Annotated in this window: 18 protein-coding genes; 6 read left to right on the top strand and 12 right to left on the bottom strand. The window is 68.9% G+C overall.

What is annotated here, in order from left to right:
• Nucleotides 1–75 precede the first annotated feature (75 nt).
• Entirely contained in the window at nucleotides 76–1341 is a 1266-nt protein-coding gene (locus AC1RLW_RS29840; RefSeq protein WP_493196080.1) for an MFS transporter, read from the top strand.
• Between the two features lie 21 nt (nucleotides 1342–1362).
• Here AC1RLW_RS29840 and AC1RLW_RS29835 read toward each other — a convergent pair whose 3' ends face one another.
• Nucleotides 1363–1728, bottom strand: a complete 366-nt coding sequence (locus tag AC1RLW_RS29835; protein WP_493196079.1) for an Imm1 family immunity protein — start codon at nucleotides 1726–1728, stop codon at nucleotides 1363–1365.
• A gap of 46 nt (nucleotides 1729–1774) precedes the next feature.
• On the bottom strand, nucleotides 1775–2170 hold the full coding sequence (locus AC1RLW_RS29830) for an energy transducer TonB (RefSeq protein ID WP_493196078.1): 396 nt from the start codon (nucleotides 2168–2170) through the stop codon (nucleotides 1775–1777).
• 224 nt (nucleotides 2171–2394) lie between these two features.
• On the opposite strand from AC1RLW_RS29830, the gene AC1RLW_RS29825 reads away from it, so the two are divergent.
• Nucleotides 2395–2817 (top strand): tripartite tricarboxylate transporter TctB family protein, encoded by a 423-nt coding sequence (locus AC1RLW_RS29825; RefSeq protein WP_354345540.1) that lies wholly within the window; start codon nucleotides 2395–2397, stop codon nucleotides 2815–2817.
• 10 nt (nucleotides 2818–2827) lie between these two features.
• A complete protein-coding gene (locus tag AC1RLW_RS29820) occupies nucleotides 2828–4351 on the top strand; it encodes a tripartite tricarboxylate transporter permease (RefSeq protein ID WP_493196077.1) in 1524 nt (507 codons plus the stop codon).
• Between the two features lie 47 nt (nucleotides 4352–4398).
• On the opposite strand, the gene AC1RLW_RS29815 is transcribed toward AC1RLW_RS29820, so the two are convergent.
• Nucleotides 4399–5817 carry an aminotransferase-like domain-containing protein gene (locus AC1RLW_RS29815; protein ID WP_493196075.1) on the bottom strand — a complete coding sequence of 473 codons (1419 nt, stop codon included), beginning with the start codon at nucleotides 5815–5817 and terminating at the stop codon, nucleotides 4399–4401.
• A gap of 99 nt (nucleotides 5818–5916) precedes the next feature.
• Here AC1RLW_RS29815 and AC1RLW_RS29810 point away from each other — a divergent pair, with 99 nt between their 5' ends.
• The 3 genes from AC1RLW_RS29810 to AC1RLW_RS29800 are packed head-to-tail and all read left to right on the top strand — an operon-like array spanning nucleotide 5917 to nucleotide 8136.
• Nucleotides 5917–6105 carry a DUF2970 domain-containing protein gene (locus AC1RLW_RS29810; protein WP_056573062.1) on the top strand — a complete coding sequence of 63 codons (189 nt, stop codon included), beginning with the start codon at nucleotides 5917–5919 and terminating at the stop codon, nucleotides 6103–6105.
• Nucleotides 6105–6830: a c-type cytochrome gene (locus tag AC1RLW_RS29805; protein WP_493196073.1), complete on the top strand. Its 726-nt coding sequence runs from the start codon at nucleotides 6105–6107 to the stop codon at nucleotides 6828–6830. The genes AC1RLW_RS29810 and AC1RLW_RS29805 overlap by 1 nt, the downstream gene beginning before the upstream one ends.
• 7 nt (nucleotides 6831–6837) lie before the next feature.
• Entirely contained in the window at nucleotides 6838–8136 is a 1299-nt protein-coding gene (locus AC1RLW_RS29800) for a c-type cytochrome (protein WP_493196072.1), read from the top strand.
• A gap of 21 nt (nucleotides 8137–8157) precedes the next feature.
• Here the strand turns inward: AC1RLW_RS29800 and AC1RLW_RS29795 are convergent, their stop codons facing one another.
• From AC1RLW_RS29795 to gspD, 9 genes are all read right to left on the bottom strand, one after another.
• Entirely contained in the window at nucleotides 8158–9594 is a 1437-nt protein-coding gene (locus AC1RLW_RS29795; protein WP_493196071.1) for an 8-oxoguanine deaminase, read from the bottom strand.
• Complete coding sequence (locus tag AC1RLW_RS29790) at nucleotides 9591–11006, bottom strand: nucleobase:cation symporter-2 family protein (RefSeq protein ID WP_493196070.1); 1416 nt, start codon at nucleotides 11004–11006, stop codon at nucleotides 9591–9593. The genes AC1RLW_RS29795 and AC1RLW_RS29790 overlap by 4 nt, the downstream gene beginning before the upstream one ends.
• Before the next feature lie 119 nt (nucleotides 11007–11125).
• The gene (locus AC1RLW_RS29785) at nucleotides 11126–12028 is read right to left on the bottom strand and encodes a LysR substrate-binding domain-containing protein (RefSeq protein WP_062472603.1); all 903 of its coding nucleotides are present in this window, start codon (nucleotides 12026–12028) and stop codon (nucleotides 11126–11128) included.
• Nucleotides 12029–12076: 48 nt separating this feature from the next.
• Nucleotides 12077–14314, bottom strand: coding sequence for a phosphocholine-specific phospholipase C (locus tag AC1RLW_RS29780; RefSeq protein ID WP_493196069.1), 2238 nt, complete (start codon nucleotides 14312–14314; stop codon nucleotides 12077–12079).
• A 32-nt stretch (nucleotides 14315–14346) separates the two neighbouring features.
• A complete protein-coding gene (locus AC1RLW_RS29775; RefSeq protein ID WP_070060018.1) occupies nucleotides 14347–14529 on the bottom strand; it encodes a hypothetical protein in 183 nt (60 codons plus the stop codon).
• Between the two features lie 466 nt (nucleotides 14530–14995).
• Nucleotides 14996–15895, bottom strand: a complete 900-nt coding sequence (locus AC1RLW_RS29770; RefSeq protein ID WP_070060017.1) for a 5'-nucleotidase — start codon at nucleotides 15893–15895, stop codon at nucleotides 14996–14998.
• A 22-nt stretch (nucleotides 15896–15917) separates the two neighbouring features.
• The gene (gspF, locus tag AC1RLW_RS29765) at nucleotides 15918–17162 is read right to left on the bottom strand and encodes a type II secretion system inner membrane protein GspF (RefSeq protein ID WP_493196068.1); all 1245 of its coding nucleotides are present in this window, start codon (nucleotides 17160–17162) and stop codon (nucleotides 15918–15920) included.
• Between the two features lie 9 nt (nucleotides 17163–17171).
• Nucleotides 17172–18563 carry a GspE/PulE family protein gene (locus tag AC1RLW_RS29760; protein ID WP_062472610.1) on the bottom strand — a complete coding sequence of 464 codons (1392 nt, stop codon included), beginning with the start codon at nucleotides 18561–18563 and terminating at the stop codon, nucleotides 17172–17174.
• 29 nt (nucleotides 18564–18592) lie between these two features.
• Nucleotides 18593–20926 carry a type II secretion system secretin GspD gene (gene gspD, locus AC1RLW_RS29755; RefSeq protein ID WP_493196067.1) on the bottom strand — a complete coding sequence of 778 codons (2334 nt, stop codon included), beginning with the start codon at nucleotides 20924–20926 and terminating at the stop codon, nucleotides 18593–18595.
• Nucleotide 20927: the final 1 nt, after the last annotated feature.

The raw sequence follows: 20927 nt of genomic DNA, 5'->3' as shown, positions 1-20927 counted from the left end.
GCAGCAGGCGGCGCGGCCTTCCGCGAGAATGCCACACGACGTGCGCCACCCGATGCACGCGTGGAGACAAGAAGAATGAAGACCCCAGAGACAACCATCGTCCATCAGCCCGACTCGCGCTACGCCATGGTGCGCCTGGCGCTCACGCTGCTGGTCATGACGGTCGGCAGCAGCGGCATGTACGTGGTGTCGGTCATGCTGCCCGCGGTGCAGGCCGAGTTCGGCGTGGCGCGCGCCGATGCCTCCATGCCCTACACGCTGCTGATGCTGGGCTTCGGTTTCGGCGGCGTGCTCATGGGCAAGCTGGCCGACCGCATCGGCGTGATGAAGCCGCTGCTGATGGGCTCGGTCTTCCTGGCCGCCGGCTACATCGCCACGGGCCTGTCGCAAGGCATCGTGTCCTTCACCATCGCGCAGGCGCTGCTGGTCGGCCTGCTCGGCAGCTCGGTGGCCTTTGCGCCGCTGGTGGCCGACACCTCGCTGTGGTTCGTCAAGCGGCGCGGCATCGCGGTGGCGGTGTGCGCCAGCGGCAACTACCTCGCAGGCGCGGTGTGGCCGCCCATCGCACAGCACTTCGTCGAGCAGGTGGGCTGGCGCCAGACCTACATCGGCATGGGCATCTTCTGCGGCGTGACGATGGCGCTGCTGGCGCTGTTCTTCCGCGCACGGCCGCCCGCACTGGCCGAGGTGGCGCCGGTGTCGCAGGTGGCGGGCAGCACCCTGGTGCGCGACATGACGCGCCCCTTCGGCCTGAGCATGGGCACGGCGCAGGGCCTGCTGTGCGTCGCGGGCGTGGCCTGCTGCGTGGCGATGGCGATGCCGCAGGTGCACATCGTGGCCTACTGCGGCGACCTGGGCTACGGCCCGGCGCAGGGCGCGATGATGCTGTCGCTGATGCTGGGCTTCGGCATCGTGAGCCGGCTGGTGTCGGGCGCCATCTGCGACCGCATCGGCGGGCTGCGCACGCTGATGCTGGGCGGCGTGCTGCAGTGCGTGGCGCTGCTGCTGTTCCTGCCCTTCGACGGGCTGGTGCCGCTGTACGTGATCTCGGCGCTGTTCGGCCTGTTCCAGGGTGGCATCGTGCCCTCGTACGCGATCATCGTGCGCGAGCACTTCCCGCCCAGGGAAGCCGGCGCGCGCGTGGGCACGGTGCTGATGTTCACGCTGTTCGGCATGGCGCTGGGCGGCTGGATGTCGGGCAAGGTGTTCGACCTGACGGGCAGCTACCACGCGGCCTTCCTGAACGGCATCGGATGGAACCTGGTGAACGTGAGCATCGCGGCGTTCCTGCTGTTCAGGGTGAGCCGGATGCGGCGGGGTGGGGTGGCGGTGGCGGCTTGAGGCCGAGAAAGATCGCGCCGCCTAGCTCTCGCACCACGTGATCGATTCGGGCCGCGCGCCGTCGCGGTCGCGGAAATCGACGAGGGCCTGAAGGCACTGTGCAAGATCGATGCACCACGCGCGCGGGTACTCGTCGACCTGTCCGTTGCCCAGCGTGAAGACTTCCACGCCCGGCCGGTGCGTGTCGCCCACCGATCTGAAGCCGCTGTCACCCGGCTCTCGGAGGTACATCAGCCATGCGTTCTCGCCGTTTCGCAGCATGCACATCGACGGGCCGTCGGGCACGGAGACCCACAGCTCGAACCGGGAGGTCGACTGCATCAGATCGAGCGCACGGGCCCATGGGCCCGGCGCCGAAATGTCCAGCAAACGATCGTCGAGCGTCATCTGAATCACGTGCGGCATCTCGTGTCTTGCGTCCGGACGGGCGTTCCTAATTCATCGTCGGCTGCTGCGGCGGCGACGTGATGAAGAACCGGATCGGCACCTCGCGCCACACCACCGTGCCATCGTCCGGCGTCGGCTTGAAGCGCCACGTGCGAACGGTCTCGACGGCCGAGCGGTCCAGCCGTGCGTGGCCGCTCGACTCTTTCACCTCGACGCTCGCGGGCAGGCCGGCCGGCGTGGTGCGCACGCGCAGCAGCACCATGCCTTGCTCCCCGTTCATCCGCGATTCGGCGGGGTAGGGCGCGTTCGGGTTGGGGGGCTGCGGCGACCATTCGCCGGGCGGCGGCGGCGGCGGCGGCGGTGCCGCGCAGGCGGCGAGCAGCGCGGCGGTGGCAGCGACCGCCAGGAGCGCGTGTCGGGCAGCGTGGCGTGGTGTCTTCATCGGTGTTCCGCAATCCTTCGAAAGGAGGCCCCGCGCATTGTGACCCGGGCGCGTTCACCGCCTTCGCGCCCGGTACGTAGTTCCCCTCGCGCCTGCGTCAGATTCCGATCAGCTTGCAAAAAGAGCATCGATCCGTCCGGAACTTCCCTCCGGACGGAGACACGCCCGCGCCGGTTTTGCCGGTCGCGGGCGCATTCGAATCACAACACTCCGTGAGCGTATGAATGAAAAATAGAAACCTTGTCAGAGGTCTGTTCCTCATGGCGATCGCGCTGGCCTTCGGCCTGACCGCGCTGCGCTATCCCATCGGCGACTTCAGCCGGGCGGGGCCGGGCCTGTTCCCCGTGATGGTGAGCAGCCTGCTGCTGCTGATCGGCGTGGCCACCGTGGTCCGGTCGTTCGTGGTGGCGCCGGTGACGCTGGACCTGAACTTCAAGAACATCGGACTCATCCTGTCGAGCCTGTGCGGGTTCGCGCTGATCTCGATGTACGTGAACATGATCGCGGGCATCGTCTTCATGGTGTTCTGTTCGGCCTTCGCGGGCAGTTCCAACTCGTGGCTGCGCAACGTGAAGATCTCGGCGGGCCTGATCGCCATGGCGCTGGCGCTGCAGAAGCTGCTCGGCCTGAACCTGCCGCTTTTCTGAGGCCACGACCATGACGGAAGTCCTGAACAACCTGGCGTTCGGTTTCTCGCACGCCCTGACACTCCACAACCTGATGTACTGCGCCATCGGTTGCACGGTGGGCACGCTGGTCGGCCTGCTGCCCGGCCTGGGCCCGCTGGCCACCATCAGCCTGCTGCTGCCGCTGACGTATTCGATTCCCACCACCGGCGCACTCATCATGCTGGCCGGCATCTACTACGGTGCGCAGTACGGCGACAGCGTGAGCGCGATCACGATGAAGATCCCGCACGCCAGCAGCATCGTGGCCTGCATCGACGGCTACGCGATGACGCTCAAGGGCAAGACGGGCCTGGCACTCTTCACGGCGGGTTTCTCCAGCTTCATCGGCGGCACGGTCGCGATCCTGGTGCTGTCGTTCCTGGCGCCGACGCTGGGCGAGGTGGCCTTCCTGTTCGGCCCGGCGGACTACGTCGCGATGATGCTGGTGGGCTTCGTGTGCGTGAGCTTCGTGACCACGGGCAGCCTGCTGAACGGGCTGGCGATGTGCATGATCGGCGTGCTGCTGGGCACCATCGGCACCGACGTGAACAGCGGCATGGCGCGCTTCACGATGGACATGCCGGTCCTGACCGACGGCGTGGGCATCGTGAGCATTGCGCTGGGCTGCTTCGGCATCGCCGAGATCACCAAGAACCTCGACTCGCGCGAGGAGCGCTCGCCCTTCAACGGCAAGATCAACCTCATCCCGACCTGGGCGGAGTTCAAGCGGATCATTCCGAGCGCGCTGCGCGGCAGCGTGGTCGGCTCCATCCTGGGCATCCTGCCCGGCGGCGGCCCGACCATTGCGCAGTTCGCGGCGTACGCGCTGGACAAGAAGGTCAGCAAGTACAAGCACGAGATCGGCACCGGCTGCATCGAAGGCGTGGCCGGCCAGGCGGCGGCCGACGAGGCGGCGGCGCGCACGAGCTTCATTCCGCTCATGAGCATCGGCATTCCCGAGAACGCGGTCATGGCGCTGATGCTGGCGGCCTTCATCATCAAGGGCATCCAGCCGGGCCCGAACATGATCGCCAGCCACCCCGAGCTGTTCTGGGGCCTGGTGGCCAGCATGTGGATCGGCAACGTGTTCCTGCTGGTGCTGAACGTGCCGCTGGTGCGCTACTGGCTCTCGGTGTTCAAGATCCCGTACAGCGTGCTGTTCCCGTCGATTTTGTTCTTCTGCTGCATCGGCACCTACAGCGTGAACAACAACCTGCAGGACGTGTTCATCACCGCCGCGTTCGGCTTCATGGGCTACATGTTCATGCGGCTGGAGCTCGACGCCGCGCCGCTCATGCTGGGCTTCATCCTCGGGCCGATGCTCGAGGAGAACTTCCGCCGCGCGATGCTGCTGAGCCGCGGCGGCTTCGGCACCTTCGTGTCGCGGCCCATCAGCGGCACGCTGCTGGGGCTGATCGCGATCTTCGTGGTGTGGCAGCTGGTGGCGTTCGTGCTGCAGGCACGCAAGAAGAACGGGGCACAGGCGTCTGTCGCGCTGGAACCGCAAGAGTAGGTCGACATGCCCGAACAACGCCCGCCCCTTCGGCGGGCGTTGTCGTTTCAGCTTGCTTCTGCCACCAGCCGCCCCAGGGTCTGCAAGGCCTGCTCGCTGTGCGCGTCCCACGCGTGGCCGTAGTTCAGCCGCAGGCAGTTCGAGAACGCGCGCGTGGCCGAGAAGATCGGGCCGGGCGCGACGCTGATGCCGCGCTCCAGCGCGAGGCGATGGATCTCCAGCGCATCCACCTGCGCCGGCAATTCCACCCACAGGAAGTACCCGCCCAGCGGCCGCGTGGCGCGCGTGCCGGCCGGAAAGTAATGGCCCACGGCCTGCGTGAAGCTGGCCTGCTGCATCGCCAGCGTCTGGCGCAGCTTGCGCAGGTGCTTGTCGAAGCCGCCCTTCTCGAGGTAGTCGGCCAGCGCCAGCTGCGCGGGCACCGCGGTGCTGAGCGTGGTCGTGAGCTTCTGGCGCGCCACCGTGCGCGCGAAGCGCCCGGCCGAGGCCCAGCCGATGCGGTAGCCGGGCGCGAGGCTTTTCGAGAACGACGGGCAGTGCAGCACCAGCCCCTGCGTGTCGAAGGCCTTGGCCGGCGGCGGGCGGCGCTCGCCGAAGTAGAGCTCGGCGTACACGTCGTCCTCGATGAGCGGCAGTTCGTGCCGCGCGAGCAGTTCGACCAGCGCCTTCTTCTTCGCGTCGGGCATGAGGCTGCCCAGCGGGTTCTGGAAGGTGGTCATGAGCCAGCAGGCGGTCGGCTTGTGCGCAGCGATGGCCTGCGCCAGCGCGTCGAGGTCGATGCCTTCGCCCGGGTGCGTGGGCACCTCGATGGCGCGCAGGCCCATGCGTTCGAGCGCCTGCAGCGCGGCATAGAAGGTGGGCGACTCGACGATCACCGCATCACCCGGCCGCGTCACGGCCGAGAGGCACAGGTTGAGCGCTTCGAGCGCACCGTTGGTGACCACGATCTCCTCGGCGGGCACGGGCAGGCCGTCGGCCAGGTAGCGCAGCGCGATCTGCCGGCGCAGCGCCGCGCTGCCGGGCGTGAGGTCGTCCACGGTGCGCCACGGGTCGAGTGACTTGGCGCTGGCCGCCATGAACTGGCCCAGCCGCGCCAGCGGAAACAGCAGCGGGCTCGGAAAGGCCGAGCCGAAGGGCACGACCTGGCGCGACATGCTGGCTTCGAGGATGTCGAACACCTGGTCGCTCACCTCGAGCGCGCGCGGTCCTTCGGCGGGGCGCGAGGTGAGGGTGGTCTCGGGCGGCGCGTCGCGCAGGCCGCCGCCGGCCACGTAGTAGCCCGAGCGGTCGCGCGCGCGCACCAGCCCGCGCGCCTCCAGCAGGTAGTAGGCTTGGAACACGGTGGAGGCGCTCACGCCGCGGCTGCTGCCCGTGTGGCGCACGGAGGGCAGGCGGTCGCCGGTCTTGAGGGTGCCGTTGCGGATCGAGGCCTCGATGTCCGAGGCCAGGGCTTCATAACGCTTCATCGGTGGGCCGTTGTCATTCGCGGGGACTCTAATCTGATATGGTGAATCGAGCTGGATCTGCATCTGTTTTTTTTGACCCGTTTGCGCGACAGTGGACCCATGTTCAATCTGATGCGCGCGGTGCGCGCCGTACTCTGGAGCTTCATCGGGCTGGGCGGCCGCCGGGCCGACGCCGACAAGCGGACCGCCCAGCTGGGCATCCTGCCGCTGATCGGCGTGGGGCTGTGCATGGCCCTGCTGCTGATCGCGGGCCTGCTGGCCCTGGCGCATTTCGCGGCAGGCACGTGATGAAGGCCTTGCTCCAACGGGCAGCGCTGGCCCTGGCGCTGCTGTTGCCGCTTGCCCCGGTTGCGGCGCAGGCTGCCACCACCACCGTGCCCGACACCATCGAGCAGCGCGTGGCCGCCTGCATCGCCTGCCACGGGCGCGAGGGCGCCACCACCAACGCCGGCTTCTTCCCGCGCCTGGCGGGCAAGCCGGCGGGCTACCTGTTCAACCAGCTCGTGAGTTTTCGCGACGGGCGCCGCTTCAACAGCGACATGACCTACATGGTCCAGCACCTGTCGGACGACTACCTGCGCGAGATGGCCGACTACTTCGCCAACCTGTCGCTGCCGTACGCGGCGGTCTCGCCGCAGAGCGACGCTTCGCCCGAGCAGCTGCGCCGCGGCCGCCAGCTGGCGCTCGAAGGCGATGCCGCGCGCCAGATCCCGGCCTGCGTGCAGTGCCACGGCGCGGCGCTCACGGGCGTGCAGCCGGCCATTCCGGGCCTGCTGGGCCTGCCGCGGCTGTATGTGTCGTCGCAGCTGGGCGCCTGGCTCACCAAGGAGCGCCATGCACCCGCGCCCGACTGCATGGCGCAGATCGGCCAGCGCATGACCACCGCCGACATCAACGCCGTGGCCAGCTGGCTGGCCGTGCAGCCGATGCCGGCCGACACCCGCCCGGCGGCCTCGCTGCCCGCGCCGCTGCCCGTCACCTGCGGCGGCATGCCCACCGCAGCGAAACCCTGAGAACCCGATGACCGCGCGACTGAGACATTTCGGCTGGGCCCTGCTGGGCCTGGTCACCCTGGCGGCCGTGTTGGCCGGCGTCGTGCTGGCGCTGAACCTGCGCGGCGAAGACCCGCTGCCCGAGCGCGCCGAAGCCTTCGACGCCACGCCGCAACTCGTCGAGCGCGGGCGCTACCTCGCGCTGGCGGGCAACTGCGCCGGCTGCCACACCACGCGCGGCGGCCAGCCCTATGCGGGCGGCGTGCCGCTCGAAACGCCGTTCGGCACCATCTACGCGACCAACCTCACGCCCGATGCGACGCACGGCATCGGCGGCTGGAGCAGCGCGCATTTCTGGCGCGCCATGCACAACGGCCGCAGCAAGGACGGGCGCCTGCTGTACCCGGCCTTCCCGTACCCGAACTTCACGCAGGTTACGCGCGAAGACTCCGACGCCCTGTACGCCTACCTGCGCAGCGTGGCGCCCGCCACCACGGAAAACAAGGCGCACCGCCTGCGCTTTCCGTACGACACGCAGGTCGCGCTCGCGGTGTGGCGCGCGCTCTCGTTCAAGCCGCAGCCCTTCGTGGCCAACGCGAACAAGCCGGCCGAATGGAACCGCGGCGCTTACCTCGTGGGCGGACTGGGCCATTGCATCGCCTGCCACGGCAGCCGCAACTCGCTGGGCGCGACCGAAACCAAGCTGGGGCTCTCGGGCGGACTGATCGCGGTGGAGAACTGGTACGCGCCCTCGCTGGCCGACCCGCACGAAGCCGGCGTGGCCGACTGGCCCGCGGCCGATGTCGTGGCGCTGCTCAAGTCGGGCACCTCCCCGCGCGGCTCGGTGATGGGCCCGATGGCCGACGTCGTGTTCCGCAGCACGCAGTACCTGAGCGACGCCGACCTGGGCGCGATGGCCATCTACCTCAAGGACCTGCCCGAGGCCGTGAAGAAGGACGCCCCCGAAGCAACCAAGGCCCCGGCCGCGTCGGTGCGGCGCGACGCCGGCGCGATGGTGCGCGGCGCGAAGATCTACGACCAGCGCTGCGCCTACTGCCACGGCGACCAGGGCCAGGGCGCGGCCGGCGCCTACCCGCCGCTCGCCGGCAACCGCGCGGTGACGATGGCGCGGCCCACCAACCTGATCCAGGTGGTCGCGCACGGCGGCTTCCTGCCCGCGACGGCCGGCAACCCGCGCCCCTACGGCATGCCGCCGTTCGGGCACGCGCTCGACGCCACCGAGGTGGCCGAGGTGCTCACCTACATCCGCGGGTCGTGGGGCAACAACGCCGCGCCGGTCACGCAGCTCGACACCATGCGCCGCTGACGCGCACGGCGCACCGCTTTTTCAGGCGGTGTGCGGATGCCGCGCACTCTCGTACAGCGTGCGCGCCAGGTCACGGTGCGTCGCCAGCAGCGGCGCCAGCTCGAAGCCCGTGAAGCGCCCGTCGCGGATGCGGACCACGCCGTCGATCACGCTCAGCGCGGCCGCCACCGGCGTGCAGAACACCAGCGCCGCGACCGGGTCGTGCCAGGCGCCCGCGTGGTCCACGCCGCGCATGTCGAAGGCCACGAGGTCGGCCGACATGCCCGGTGCCAGCGCACCGATGTCGTCGCGCCCGAGCACGCGGGCGCCGCCGAGCGTGGCGATCTCCAGCGCCTCGCGCGCGGTCATGGCGGCGGGGCCGTAGCCCACGCGCTGCAGCAGCATGGCCTGGCGCGCCTCGCCCAGCATGTGCGCGCCGTCGTTCGACGCGCTGCCGTCCACGCCCAGGCCCACGGGCACGCCCGCGCGCCGCATCGCGCCGATGGGCGCGATGCCCGAGGCCAGCCGCATGTTCGAGCACGGGCAGTGCGCCACGCCGGTGCCGGTGCGACCGAAGAGCGCGATGCCGGCGTCGTCGAGCTTCACGCAGTGCGCGTGCCACACGTCGCGGCCCACCCAGCCCAGGTCTTCGGCGTACTCGGCCGGCGTCATGCCGAACTTCTCGCGCGAGTACGCCACGTCGTTGTCGTTCTCGGCCAGGTGCGTGTGCAGCGACACGCCGCGTTCGCGTGCCAGTTCGGCCGACAGCCGCATCAGGTCGCGCGACACCGAGAACGGCGAGCAGGGCGCCAGCACGATGCGGCGCATCGAGTGGCGCGCGGGGTTGTGCCAGCGGTCGATGAGGCGCTCGCTGTCGCGCAGGATCGCCGCTTCTGTCTCCACCACCTCGTCGGGCGGCAGGCCGCCGGCGCTGCGGCCCACGCTCATGCTGCCGCGCGCGGCGTGAAAGCGCATGCCCATGGCGTCGGCGGCCTCGATCGAGTCGTCGAGCCGCGAGCCGTTCGGAAACAGGTAGAGGTGGTCGCTGGTGGTGGTGCAGCCCGAGCGCATCAGCTCGGCCATCGCGGTCTGCGTCGACACGCGGATCATCTCGGGCGTGAGTCGCGCCCACAGCAGGTACAGGTTCGTGAGCCACCCGAAGAGCTCGGCGTCCTGCGCCTCGGGCACGGCACGCGTGAGGCCCTGGTACATGTGGTGGTGCGTGTTCACCAGCCCGGGCATCACGACATGGCCGTGCATGTCGATGGCCTCGGCCTGACCGCTGCGCAGCGCGTCGAGGTACGCCGCCGGCAGCTCGGCCGTGGCGCCCACCCAGGCGACAGCGGGGCCGTCCATCACCACGGCGCCGTCGGCGATCTCGCGCCGGGCGGCGTCCATGGTGACGAGCACGTCGGCGTGGCGCACGATCAGCAGCGGCGGGCGCTGCGGTGAAGAGGACGAAGGGTTCTGGAAGGTCATTCGGTACCGTGCGAAGTGCGCGCCGCCATCGCGAAGGACCGTTCCTTCGACAGCACGCCGTTGTAGAAAAGATTGAGCAGCACCGCGGCCAGCGTGCCCAGCACGATGCCGCTGTGCGTCAGCGGATGGGTCCAGGCGGGGAAGTGCTGGAAGAAATTGGGCGACAGCGTGGGGATCAACCCGAGCCCGATCGAAATGGCGATCACGTACAGCGCGTGGCGGTTCTGCGCATAGTCGATCGCGCCCAGGATGCGCACGCCCGTGGCCGCCACCATGCCGAACATCACGATGCCCGCGCCGCCGAGCACGAACTGCGGCACCGAGGCCACGATGTGCGCGATCTTCGGAAAGAGCGCCAGCGCGATCAGCATCAGGCCACCGCCCGCCGCCACGTAGCGCGAGCGCACGCCCGTCACCGTGACCAGCCCCACGTTCTGCGAGAACGAGGTGTAGGGAAAGGTGTTGAACACACCGCCGATGACCGTGCCCAGCCCGTCGGCGCGCAGCCCGCGCGTGAGCGCGTCGGTCGTCACCTTGCGGCCGGTGATCTCGCCCAGCGCGAGGAACATGCCGGTCGATTCGACCAGCGTGATGAGCATCACGATGCACATCGAGGCGATGGCCGTGAGCTCGAAGCGCGGCAGGCCGAAGTGGAAGGGCGTGGTCACGGCCATCCAGCTGGCTTCCTCGAGCCCGTCGAAGTGCATGCGCCCGAGCGCCAGCGACAGGCCCACGCCGAACACGATGCCCAGCAGCACCGCGATGTTGGCGATGAGGCCTTTGCCGAAGCGCGTGATCGCGATGATCACCGCCAGCACGGCCGCGGCAATCGCGAGGTTCACCGGCTCGCCGTAGGCCGGGTTGGCCACCGCGTGCGCCACGCCGTCGACCATGCGGGTCGCGGTGGGCTGGCCGCCGGCGGCCCAGTTGATGGCCACGCCCATGAGCGACACGCCGATCAGCGTGATGACCGTGCCCGTGACCAGCGGCGGAAACACGCCCAGCACGCGCCCCATGAGCGGCGCGACGAGCATGCCGAACACGCCCGCCACGATGGTCGCGCCGTAGATCGCGGGCAGCCCGAGCGACGGGTCCATGCCGATGGCGATCATCGGTCCGACGGCCGCGAAGGTCACGCCCATCATCACCGGCATGCGGATGCCGAAGCGCCAGAAGCCGATGGCCTGCACCAGCGTGGCGATGCCGGCAGCGAACAGGTCGGCGTTGATGAGGAACGCGATGTCGGCCTTCGAGAGGCCGAGCGCGCTGCCCACGATGAGCGGCACGGCCACCGTGCCCGCGTACATCACGAGCACGTGCTGCAGGCTCAATGCGCCGCAACGGGCGAGCGGAAGCTTCTGGTCGACCCCTTCGCCGTCTCCTGCGGGGGTCTTTTTATCGTTCGAGAACATGGGAACCTTTCCTGCCGATGAACCGGCGCGGCAGTCTAGGAGCGATGTCTTTGCCCATGCAAAGTCAATAAATGACGCGCCCTGTGCACAAAAAGTGGACGGTCATCGAAGGGAGAATTTCAGGGCGCCAGCAGGTCGTCCAGGCAGGCCACGACATGGTTCGCGAACAGTTCGGCCGTCGCGCTCGGTGCCTGGGCGGCGCGGGTCTCGAGCGTGAGCGTCTGCGCGCGCAGCGTGGTGTCGCGCAGCGGCACGAAGACCAGGCTGCCGTCGTTGCGCTCCTCGTCCACGTCCAGGCGGTTGAGCAGCGTGATGCCGCCGCCGTCGCGCACCAGCCGGCGCATCAGCGCGGTCGAGGTGGTCTCGACCACCGGCGACACGCGGATGGCCGAGCGCTCGAACGCGGCGTCGAGGATCGGGCGGATCGACAGCGACGGCGCGGGCAGGATCAGCGGGTAGCCCACGCACTCCGCCAGCAGCGCGGTCGCATGCGCCGTGAGCGGATGGCCCGGCGGCACCACCGCGCCGATCGGCCATTCGCTGCTGAACAGCGTGCGAAAGCCGGCCGTGCCGGGCACGTCGTAGGCCAGCGCCAGGTCGGCGTCGCCCTCGGCCACGCTGCGCAGCACGGCCGCGATGGGCAGCCCCAGCAGCTTCAGCTGGATGCCCGGGTGCGCCGCGCGAAAGCGCTGCACCACGGCCGGCAGGAAGGCGTCGGCCAGGCCGGCCGTGGTGGCCAGCGTGACCTCGCCCTGGCGCAGGCCGCGCACGTCCTCGATGCGCTGGCGCACGAGGTCGAACTCGCGCAGCGTGCCGCGCGCGTGCGCCAGCACGATCTCGCCCACGGGCGTGAGCTTGAGCGTGTTGTGGATGCGCTCGAACAGCGGCGCGCCCAGCTCTTCCTCGAGGTTGAGGATCTGGCGGTTGACTGCCGTGGGCACCACGTGCAACTGCTCGGCCGCCTTGCGGATCGAGCCCGCGCGAACCACCTCGACGAAGTACCGAATGACCTTGGCGTGCATGAATTCCCCCGCGCCGCTGGCGGGCGCGGGGGGATCATGCCTACGTCTTCAGAGGTCGGGCAAGCCCATCGCCGGATCGCTCACCGTGTGCTTGCCGGTTTCCACGCGGCCGGCGAAGCGGCGGTAGAAGGCCGGGTCGCTGTCGCAGGTGACGGCGAAGTCGTACCACTGGCCGCTGGCGGCCAGTTCCCAGTGCTGCTCGGCCTGGGCGCCGCCGTTCACCGTGGCGTTCCACGGACCGTCGTCGCGGTAGGCCTTGGCGCGCACCGTGAACTTGCACGCGGCCTTGCCGTCGTTGCGCATCTGCAGGTAGACGTTGCCGTTGGCGATGTCGTAGCAGACACGCACCTCGGGCGCGGCCACGCCGCCGGCGCGCAGGCGGTTGAGGTCGCCCTTGAAGTGGCGGTGGTAGCCGTTGGGGCCGAGCACCCAGAGGTCGTAGAAGCCGCTGTTGTCGATCGCAGCGGTCCAGCTGTCGTCGAGCGTCTTGCCGGGCTCGACCATGTAGCGGCGCGGCAGGCGGTCGAGGTTGAGCTTGTCGTACACATGGAACACGGCGGCGGCCTTGCCGGTGTTCGAGAAGACCAGCTTCACGGTGCCGGCGAGGGTGTCGGCCCTGGCGCTCGTGTGCAGCTCGTAGGGCAGGGCACGCGACGGGCGCGTGCCGGTGGCCTGGCGCGGCAGCTGCGGATCGAGTGGCAAGGGGACTGCCGCTCGCTTGGTCGTGCCATCCGCCTCGAACTCTTGCGATTTGTTCTGCGCAACGGCTTCGTCCAGGCTCTTTCGTCCCGCGAGTTGAGGCCGTGGCTCATTGTTCGGGTTGGCGAAATTGAAAGCGCTGGTCAGATCGCCGCACACCGCGCGGCGGAACGGGCTGATGTTGGGCTCCGTCACGCCGAAACGCGCCTCGATGAAGCGCAGCACCGAGGTGTGATCGAAGGCTTGCGAATTCACCCAGCCACCACGGCTCCATGGCGAGACCACGTACATGGGAACACGCTTGCCCGGTCCGAAGACCTTGCCATCTGGTGGATATTTGTTCTGGTCGGTGGTGCCGGGCGGTGCAGGGTAGTTGTGGTATTCGAAGGCGAGATCGGCATCGCTCAGTGTGGTCTTGCCGGCGGCGGTGCCGTCCGGATTGATGGAAGGTGCGGCCGGCGACGGGTAGTGGTCGAAGATGCCGTCGTTCTCGTCGAAATTGATGAACAGCACGGTCTTGCTCCACACCTCGGGCACGGCGGTGAGCGCATCCAGCACTTCCTGGATGTACCAGGCGCCCAGCACCGGGCTGGAGGGCCCCGGATGCTCAGAGTAGGCGTCGGGGGCCACGATCCAGGACACCTGCGGCAGCTTGCCGTTCTTCACGTCGTTTCGGAAGGTGTTCAGGTACTCGTCCACCTTGGTGCCGGGCATGGTGTTGGCAATGCCCTTGTACAACGGGTTGCCGACGTCGTCGCTGGCTGGATCGTAGATCGGCACCGGATTCTGGCTGGTGATCTGCTTTGCCTTTGCTGCTTCGTTGGCCAGGCGGTACTGCTTGAAGCCCGTGAGCGGGTTGTCGCCGTAGTTGTCGGGTATGTTTTCATACACGATCCATTTGACTTTGGGCGTTGCCGCTTCCAGGCGCTCGGGGTAGGTCTTCCACTCATAGCCGGAGGTCGAAGCGGGAGGGCGTCTGTCGTCCCATTCGTTGGTGACCGTGGCCACGCCGGCGCCGGTGGGGCCGTTGGTGCCGGTCCAGAGGAACATGCGGTTCGAGTTGGTGCCTGCGTGCATGCTGCAGTGGTAGCCATCGCACAGGGTGAAGGCGTTGGCCAGAGCCGTTTGATACGGCAACTCCGCTTCCTTGTAGTAGCCCATGGAAAGCGGGCGCTTGTAGCGAGGCCACTGATAGTTGCGACCGCCATCCCAGGCGTCCTGGCCATCGGACCAGTCGTGCGGTGTCTGACCTGCGCGCAGCGCGTTGCCTTTGGTCTGGTCCAAGTGGTAGGGCAGGATCGGTGTGTCCGTCTTGTCGACTTGCTGCCAGACGTTGCGTCCCTTGGGCAGCGGAATCGTGAAGCGATCGCCGAAGCCACGCACGCCCATGAGCGTGCCGAAGTAGTGGTCGAACGAACGGTTCTCCTGCATCAGGATGACGATGTGCTCGACATCGTTGATGGTGCCGGTCTTGTTGTTGGCCGGAATGGCCAGTGCGCGGCGGATGCTCGGTGGGAATGCAGAGAGCGCGAGGGCGGCAGCGCCGGTGGTGGCGGTGCCCGTGAGGAATTTGCGGCGTGAATTCATGGTCTTGTCGTGGGATGTCATGTGTTCGCGTGTCACGGTGCGCAGCGCATCTCGGGCTTCACGCCGGTTTCGGGTTGGGGCTGCGGGGGCGGCGTGGTGACGGGCGGAAAGCCGGCGAAGCCGCCGCCGTTGTCGCTGCCGCCGCAGGCTGACAGCGTGCAAGCCAGGATGAAGGCGGCCAGCAGCCGCGTGGGGAGCGAGGCTTGAACAAGCATGGGGTGATCCTCTCTTTGTGATGTCGTGGAGATCGGGGGGAGATCAGGGCGCGAGCGCGAAAAGCGGCTGGCCCGATGTGCGCACCGGACAGGCGACAAGACTAGGGAGAACCCGTTACTCGGCAGTGAACGAGCGATGACAGTGGGACGAAACGCGTGTGACAACGCGCTGGTCTGCGGCTTCGTGGAGACCGCGAAAGAGGGGCTGGGGCGCGTGCCCAGGCCACCGGGTACTTCCCTCCGCGAATGTCCCCCGGCCTGCGGCCTCCTCCTTGATTTCGCTGCGGGAAGCACCCAGTGCCCTGGGCACGGGAAGCAGCGCGGGTGTGCGGCCGATCAACGACCGCACGGCCCATCGATCATGTCGATGGGGTGCCTTGCGCAGCGAAATAAAGGGGGAGCCCGAAGGGCGGAGGACATTCGCGGAGCAAGGTGCCCCGTCGGCGTGATCGCGCCCTGAACAGCGTCAGGGCTCGTTGCTGATGCCGCTCGATACATGCCCCGCAGGCACATGCCGCGAGGCCGCATCGACGTGGCCGGTCTGGTCGTCGAAGAAGAAGTCGGGCTCGAACTCGCGCAGGAACTCGCCCTTGGGCAGGCCGCCGAGGAACATCGCTTCGTCGACGCGGATGTTCCACTTCATGAGCGTGCGGATCGCGCGCTCGTGCGCCGGTGCGCTGCGCGCCGTGACCAGCGCGGTGCGGATGCGCATCTGCGCATTACCCGCCATCTGCAGGCGGTGCAGCGCCATCAGCAGCGGCTTGAACGGGCCTTCGGGCAGGGGCAGGTCGGCCTTGCTGAGTTCGTGCGCCTGGAAGGCGTCGAGGCCCTCGGCCTGGAACACGCGCTCGGCTTCGTCGCTGAAGAGCACGGCGTCGCCGTCGAAGGCGATGCGCACTTCGTTGGGCCACGCGTCGCTGGCCTTCACCGATTCGACCAGCACGCGTGCGGCGGGGAAGCCTGCGGCGAGTGCCTCGCGCACGTCTTGCGCGTTGACCGACAGGAACAGGTGCGCGCGCAGCGGGCGCAGGTAGCCGAAGGGCGGGCGGCCTTGGGTGAACACGCCGCGCTGCAGCTTGATGTCGGCCGCGGCGCTTGACTTGAAGATGCGCATGCCCGACACCGGGTCGTTGCGCGAGAGGATGACCACCTCGACGCGCTGCACGCCGTCTTCGTTGAAGCGCAGCAGCTTGCGGATCAGCGACGACGCGATGCCGGGCGCGGCCGGTTCATCGATGCGGTCGAGCTGCAGTTTCATGTAGCCCTCGTTGTCGCCGGCCTCGAAGATCTTGTTTTCTTCTTCGAGGTTGAACAGGGCCCGCGAGGAGATCGCGACCACGAGTTTGTCTTCGAGCGTTACGGGCATGTGAGGGGCTCCCCGTCCGTCGTCACTTGACGAACTGGTTCAGCTGGATGATCGGCAGCATCACGGCCAGCACGATGAGCATGACCACGCCGCCCATGGCGACGATGAGAAGCGGCTCGAGGATGGTGGCCAGGTGCATCGCGCGGCGCTGCACTTCGGCGCCCAGCTGGTTGGCGGCGCGTTGCAGCATCACGGGCAGCGTGCCGGTCTGCTCGCCCAGGCGCGCGAACATCGACACCAGCCCCGGGAAGCGCTTCTTCTGCGCCAGCGCCGAGGCCAGCGGCGCGCCTTCGCGCACCAGCACCAGCGCATCGAGCGCGTCGGCGCGCATGGCGCGGTTGCCCAGCGTTTCGGAGGCTGCCTGCAACGCACGCAGGATCGGCACACCGGCCGTGGCCAGCATGGCGAGCGTGCTGGCGAAGCGCGCCGCGTTGTAGCCGCGCGCGAGCTTGCCGACCAGCGGCAGCTTGAGCCAGGCGGCGTCGAACTTGAGGCGGAAGGCTTCCTGTGCCAGCGCGACACGCACACCGATGGCCGCGAGTACCACGGCACCCAGCATCCACCAGCCGTAGTTGCGCACGGCCGCGCTCAGCGACAGCATCACGGTCGTGAGGAAGGGCAGCGAGCGCTTGGTGCCCGCGAACACCTGCGCCACCTGCGGCACCACGTAGCTCACGAGGAAGATCACGATCACGATCGCCACCAGCGTGACGATGGCCGGGTACAGCGCGGCGCCGATCAGCTTCTGCTGCAGCACCTGGCGCTCCTCGAGGTCGTCGGCGAGGCGTTCGAGCACGAGCCCGAGGTTGCCGCTTTGCTCGCCCGCGCCGATCACGGCGGTGTAGATGGGCGAGAACTCGCGCGGGTGCGCCGACAGCGCGCGCGCAAAGGGCGAGCCCGCGTTGACCTCGGCGCGCAGCGAGGCGACGAGGTTGCGCTGCGGTTCCGATTCGGCTTCGTCGGTGAGCGCCGTGAGCGCGCGTTCCAGCGGCAGGCCGGCGGAGATGAGGCCGGCGAGCTGGCGTGTCCACACGGCGAGGTTCGTCGAATTGAAGACCCGCTTGCCGCCGCCGAGCCAGCGCGTGAGCGTGCTGCCAGCGCTGCCGCCACCGCCGGCCGCATCGCCGCCGCCGACCGGTTTGACCGACAGCGGAATGAGCGCTTGTGCCCGCAGCAGGCCGCGTGCGGCGCGCGCGGTGTCGGCCTCGAGCACGCCTTCGCGCGACTGGCCGCTGGCATCGATGGCTTCGAAGGAATAGGCGGGCATCGCGGGTCGCTACTCGCGGGTGACGCGCAAGAGTTCGGCGCGCGAGGTGATGCCGGCCTGCACCAGCCGTTCGCCGTCTTCGCGCATGGAGCGCAGGCCACCGCGTGCGCCGGCTTCGAACAGCGCGCTCTCGGCGGCCTTGCCGTGGATGAGTGCCTGCACCTCGTCGTCGGCCACCAGCAGCTCGAAGATGCCGGTGCGGCCCTGGTAGCCGGTCTGGCCGCAGGCCTCGCAGCCCGCACCGCCGCAGGCCGTGCAGACCTTGCGCACGAGGCGCTGGGCCAGCACGCCGAGCAGCGACGAGCTCAAGAGGAAGGGTTCCACGCCCATGTCGGTCAGGCGCGTGACGGCGCTCACCGAATCGTTGGTGTGCAGCGTGGCCAGCACGAGGTGGCCGGTGAGCGAGGCCTGGATGGCGATCTGCGCGGTTTCGAAGTCGCGGATTTCGCCGATCATGATCACGTCGGGGTCCTGCCGCAGGATGGCGCGCAGGGCCTTGGCGAAGGTGAGTTCGATCTTCGCGTTGATCTGCGTCTGGCCCACGCCCGGCAGCTCGTACTCGATGGGGTCTTCCACCGTCATGATGTTGCTGCGGCTCGCATCGAGGCGGGCCAGCGCGGCATACAGCGTGGTGGTCTTGCCCGAGCCGGTGGGGCCGGTCACGAGGATGATGCCGTGCGGCTGCGCAATGAGCTTTTCGAAGCGCGCCAGCGAGTCGCCCTGCATGCCCACCGATTCGAGCGTGAGCTTCGATTCGCTCTTGTCCAAAAGGCGCAGCACAGCGCGTTCGCCGTGCGCGCTGGGCAGCGTCGACACCCGCACGTCGACCGCGCGCGTGCCGATGCGCAGGCTGATGCGCCCGTCCTGCGGCAGCCGCTTTTCGGAGATGTCGAGGTCGGCCATGATCTTCAGGCGCGAGATCAGCGCGGCGTGCAGCGCGCGGTTGGGCTGCACCACTTCGCGCAAGGTGCCGTCGATGCGAAAGCGCACGGACGACGTGCGCTCGTAGGGCTCGATGTGGATGTCGCTGGCGCCGTCGCGCGCGGCCTGCGTGAGCAGCGCGTTCAGCATGCGGATGATGGGCGCGTCGCCGGCGCTGGCCAGCAGGTCTTCGACCGCGGGCAGCTCCTGCATCATGCGCGAGAGGTCGGCGTCGTTCTGCACTTCGCTGACCACCGCGGCGGCGCTCGATTCGCCCTGCGCGTAGGCGGCGCTGATGCGCTGCGCGAGCGGGCCGTCGTCGAGCACCTCGAAGGCCTGCACGCCGTACTTGCGGGTCACTTCACCGACCGCGCTGCGTGCCGGGTGGGAAGACATCCACAGCGTGTGGCGGCCGTCGTCCGTGGCTTCGAGCAGCAGTTGCTGGCTGCGTGCGAACGCGTAGGGCAGGGGATAGCGCATGGGGGGGGCTGGCGTGTGCGAAACGGGGCTCAGGGCAGCTCGCGCGAGCTGGTCGGGTCGGCGGTGGGCGGCAGCGCGCCGCGCAGCGGGCTGGGCGCAAGCCGGCGGTTGTCGGTGGCGGGGCGCGGCGGCGGGATGAGTTGCGTGCCTTCCATGCGGGTCTCGCTGCTCTTCTTGCCGCTGTCGTTGCTGTTGAGGCGGTTGATGCGCACCAGCGGCGCCTCGGGCAGCACGGGCGCCGAGTCGACACCGCGCAGCATGATGTTGTCGGTGTTGGGCTGCGTGCGCTGCTGCATGCCGCGGATCTCGTCGTAGCGGTCGTAGGCGAAGGCCTCAGTGGAGGCGCCGTCGCGCATCACGGCGGGGCGCAGGAACATCATGAGGTTGCTCTTGTCGCGCGCGCGCACCTCGTTCTTGAACAGGTTGCCGAGCACGGGGATGTCGCCGGCCACCGGCACCTTCTCGACGTTGTTGCTGTAGTTGTCCGACAGCAGGCCGCCGAGCATCACGAGGCCGCCGTCTTCCACCAGCACGCTCGACTCGATGGAGCGCTTGTTGGTGGTCGGGCCGTTGGGGTCCTTGGCCGTGTTCTGGTCGACCGTGGAGGTCTCCTGGAAGATGGTCATCTTCACGGTGCCGTTCTCGTTGATGGTCGGGCGCACGCGCAGCGTGAGGCCCACGTCCTTGCGCTCCACCGTGGTGAACGGGTTGATGCCGACCGAGCCCGAGGTGCTGGCGTACTGGCCGGTCACGAAGGGCACGTTCTGGCCGATGACGATCTTGGCTTCTTCGTTGTCCAGCGTCAGCAGGTTGGGCGTGGACAGCACGTTGGCGTCGCCGTCGCTGTTGAAGAAGTTGGCAATGGCGCCCAGGATGTACTGGCCGCCGATCTTGCCGGCGATGCCCAGGTTCAGGCCGGTGGACGGGCGGATGCCGGCCACGTCGCGCGTGGCCAGGGCCTGCGTGAGCGCCAGGATGTTGGCGCTGGCCAGGCTGGAGTTGGTGCCGATGACGGCGTTGTTGCCCAGCGCGCTTTGCCACTGCACGCCGAAGTTGGCGGCCTTCTTGGCGCTGACTTCGACGATGAGCGCCTCGATCATCACCTGCGCGCGGCGGCCGTCGAGCTTGTCGATCACGGCGCGCATCTGGCGGTACTGCGGCTCGGGCGCGGTGATGATCAGCGAGTTGGTGCTCGGGTCGGCCTGGATCTGGCCGCCAGTGGAGGGCTGGTTGGCGTTGTTCAGCGGCGCGTTGGCCGCGGCCGAACCGCCGCCCTGGGTGTTGTTGCCGCCGAAGCCGGCCTGCGTCATCGGCATGCTGGCCGGCGGCACCGACGAGCCGGAACTGCCCGCGGCCCCGGGCGCACCCGGCACCTGTGACTGCTGCTGGCTCGCGGCCATCGCGGCGCGCAGCGTGGCTGCGAGGCGCACCGCATCAGCGTTCTTCAGGTAGACCACGTAGATGTTGCCGGCCGCGCCGTTGCTGCTTTCGGCCGGCGCACGGTCGAGCTTCTCGACCAGCGTGCGCACGAGTTGCGCGCGCGCGGGGTTGGCGGCGCGCAGGATCAGCGAGTTGCTGCGCGGGTCGGCCATCAGCGTGGTGCGGAACGAGGCGTCGGCCCCGCCCGGTGCGGCCGCGCCCGGCGCACCCGCACCGCCGCCTTCGACCAGCCGCGTGACCAGCGGCACCATGTCGGTGGCCACCGAATGCTTGAGCTGGATGACTTCGATGTCGGACGCGTTGGGCACGTCGAGCGACGCGATGATGCGCGCCAGCCGGCGCATGTTGTCGGCGTAGTCGGTGATCACGAGCGAGTTGTTGCCCGGGTTCACGTTGATGGTGTTGTTCGGCGGGATCAGCGGGCGCAGCACCGGCAGCAGGCTGTTGGCCGACTCGTAGTTCAGGCGAAAGATCTGCGTGACGATCTGGTTGCCCGCGGCCGCGCTGGCGCCGCCGATGGAGGTGTTGACGGTGCTGGTCTGCAGCTTGGCGTCGGCCTCGGGCACCACCTTGTACAGGCCGTCGGCTTCCACCACCGCGAAGCCCTGCAGGCGCAGCGCGGCGGCGAACTGGTTGAAGGCGGCGGCCGGCGCCAGCGGGCGGTCGGTGACCAGGTTCATGGTGCCCTTGACGCGCGGGTCGACCACCACGTCGCGCCCGGTGACCACGGCCATGGTGCGGGCCACGGCCTCGATGTCGGCGGCGGCGAAGTTCAGCGTGATCGGTTCGCCGCGTCGCGGGGCGTCGCCGGTCTGCGCGTAGGCGGGCGGCAGCACCGGCACGAACGACGCCGCGATCAGCAGGCGTACCGCGAGCGCGACGAGGCCGGGGCGGGCGCCGGACGAGGACAGAGGCTTCTTCATG

This window comes from Variovorax sp. GW822-FHT04A09, assembly GCF_058801005.1.
Note: the sequence above shows the minus strand (reverse complement) of the source record. Positions and strands in the feature narration are given on the sequence as shown.

Excerpts from the sequence above, each read along its gene's own strand:
- AC1RLW_RS29840 (WP_493196080.1), top strand. The coding sequence starts at position 76 with ATGAAGACCCCAGAGACAACCATCGTCCATCAGCCCGACTCGCGCTAC.
- AC1RLW_RS29835 (WP_493196079.1), bottom strand. The coding sequence starts at position 1,728 with ATGACGCTCGACGATCGTTTGCTGGACATTTCGGCGCCGGGCCCATGG.
- AC1RLW_RS29830 (WP_493196078.1), bottom strand. The coding sequence starts at position 2,170 with ATGAAGACACCACGCCACGCTGCCCGACACGCGCTCCTGGCGGTCGCT.
- AC1RLW_RS29825 (WP_354345540.1), top strand. The coding sequence starts at position 2,395 with ATGAAAAATAGAAACCTTGTCAGAGGTCTGTTCCTCATGGCGATCGCG.
- AC1RLW_RS29820 (WP_493196077.1), top strand. The coding sequence starts at position 2,828 with ATGACGGAAGTCCTGAACAACCTGGCGTTCGGTTTCTCGCACGCCCTG.
- AC1RLW_RS29815 (WP_493196075.1), bottom strand. The coding sequence starts at position 5,817 with ATGAAGCGTTATGAAGCCCTGGCCTCGGACATCGAGGCCTCGATCCGC.
- AC1RLW_RS29810 (WP_056573062.1), top strand. The coding sequence starts at position 5,917 with ATGTTCAATCTGATGCGCGCGGTGCGCGCCGTACTCTGGAGCTTCATC.
- AC1RLW_RS29805 (WP_493196073.1), top strand. The coding sequence starts at position 6,105 with ATGAAGGCCTTGCTCCAACGGGCAGCGCTGGCCCTGGCGCTGCTGTTG.
- AC1RLW_RS29800 (WP_493196072.1), top strand. The coding sequence starts at position 6,838 with ATGACCGCGCGACTGAGACATTTCGGCTGGGCCCTGCTGGGCCTGGTC.
- AC1RLW_RS29795 (WP_493196071.1), bottom strand. The coding sequence starts at position 9,594 with ATGACCTTCCAGAACCCTTCGTCCTCTTCACCGCAGCGCCCGCCGCTG.
- AC1RLW_RS29790 (WP_493196070.1), bottom strand. The coding sequence starts at position 11,006 with ATGTTCTCGAACGATAAAAAGACCCCCGCAGGAGACGGCGAAGGGGTC.
- AC1RLW_RS29785 (WP_062472603.1), bottom strand. The coding sequence starts at position 12,028 with ATGCACGCCAAGGTCATTCGGTACTTCGTCGAGGTGGTTCGCGCGGGC.
- AC1RLW_RS29780 (WP_493196069.1), bottom strand. The coding sequence starts at position 14,314 with ATGAATTCACGCCGCAAATTCCTCACGGGCACCGCCACCACCGGCGCT.
- AC1RLW_RS29775 (WP_070060018.1), bottom strand. The coding sequence starts at position 14,529 with ATGCTTGTTCAAGCCTCGCTCCCCACGCGGCTGCTGGCCGCCTTCATC.
- AC1RLW_RS29770 (WP_070060017.1), bottom strand. The coding sequence starts at position 15,895 with ATGCCCGTAACGCTCGAAGACAAACTCGTGGTCGCGATCTCCTCGCGG.
- gspF (WP_493196068.1), bottom strand. The coding sequence starts at position 17,162 with ATGCCCGCCTATTCCTTCGAAGCCATCGATGCCAGCGGCCAGTCGCGC.
- AC1RLW_RS29760 (WP_062472610.1), bottom strand. The coding sequence starts at position 18,563 with ATGCGCTATCCCCTGCCCTACGCGTTCGCACGCAGCCAGCAACTGCTG.
- gspD (WP_493196067.1), bottom strand. The coding sequence starts at position 20,926 with ATGAAGAAGCCTCTGTCCTCGTCCGGCGCCCGCCCCGGCCTCGTCGCG.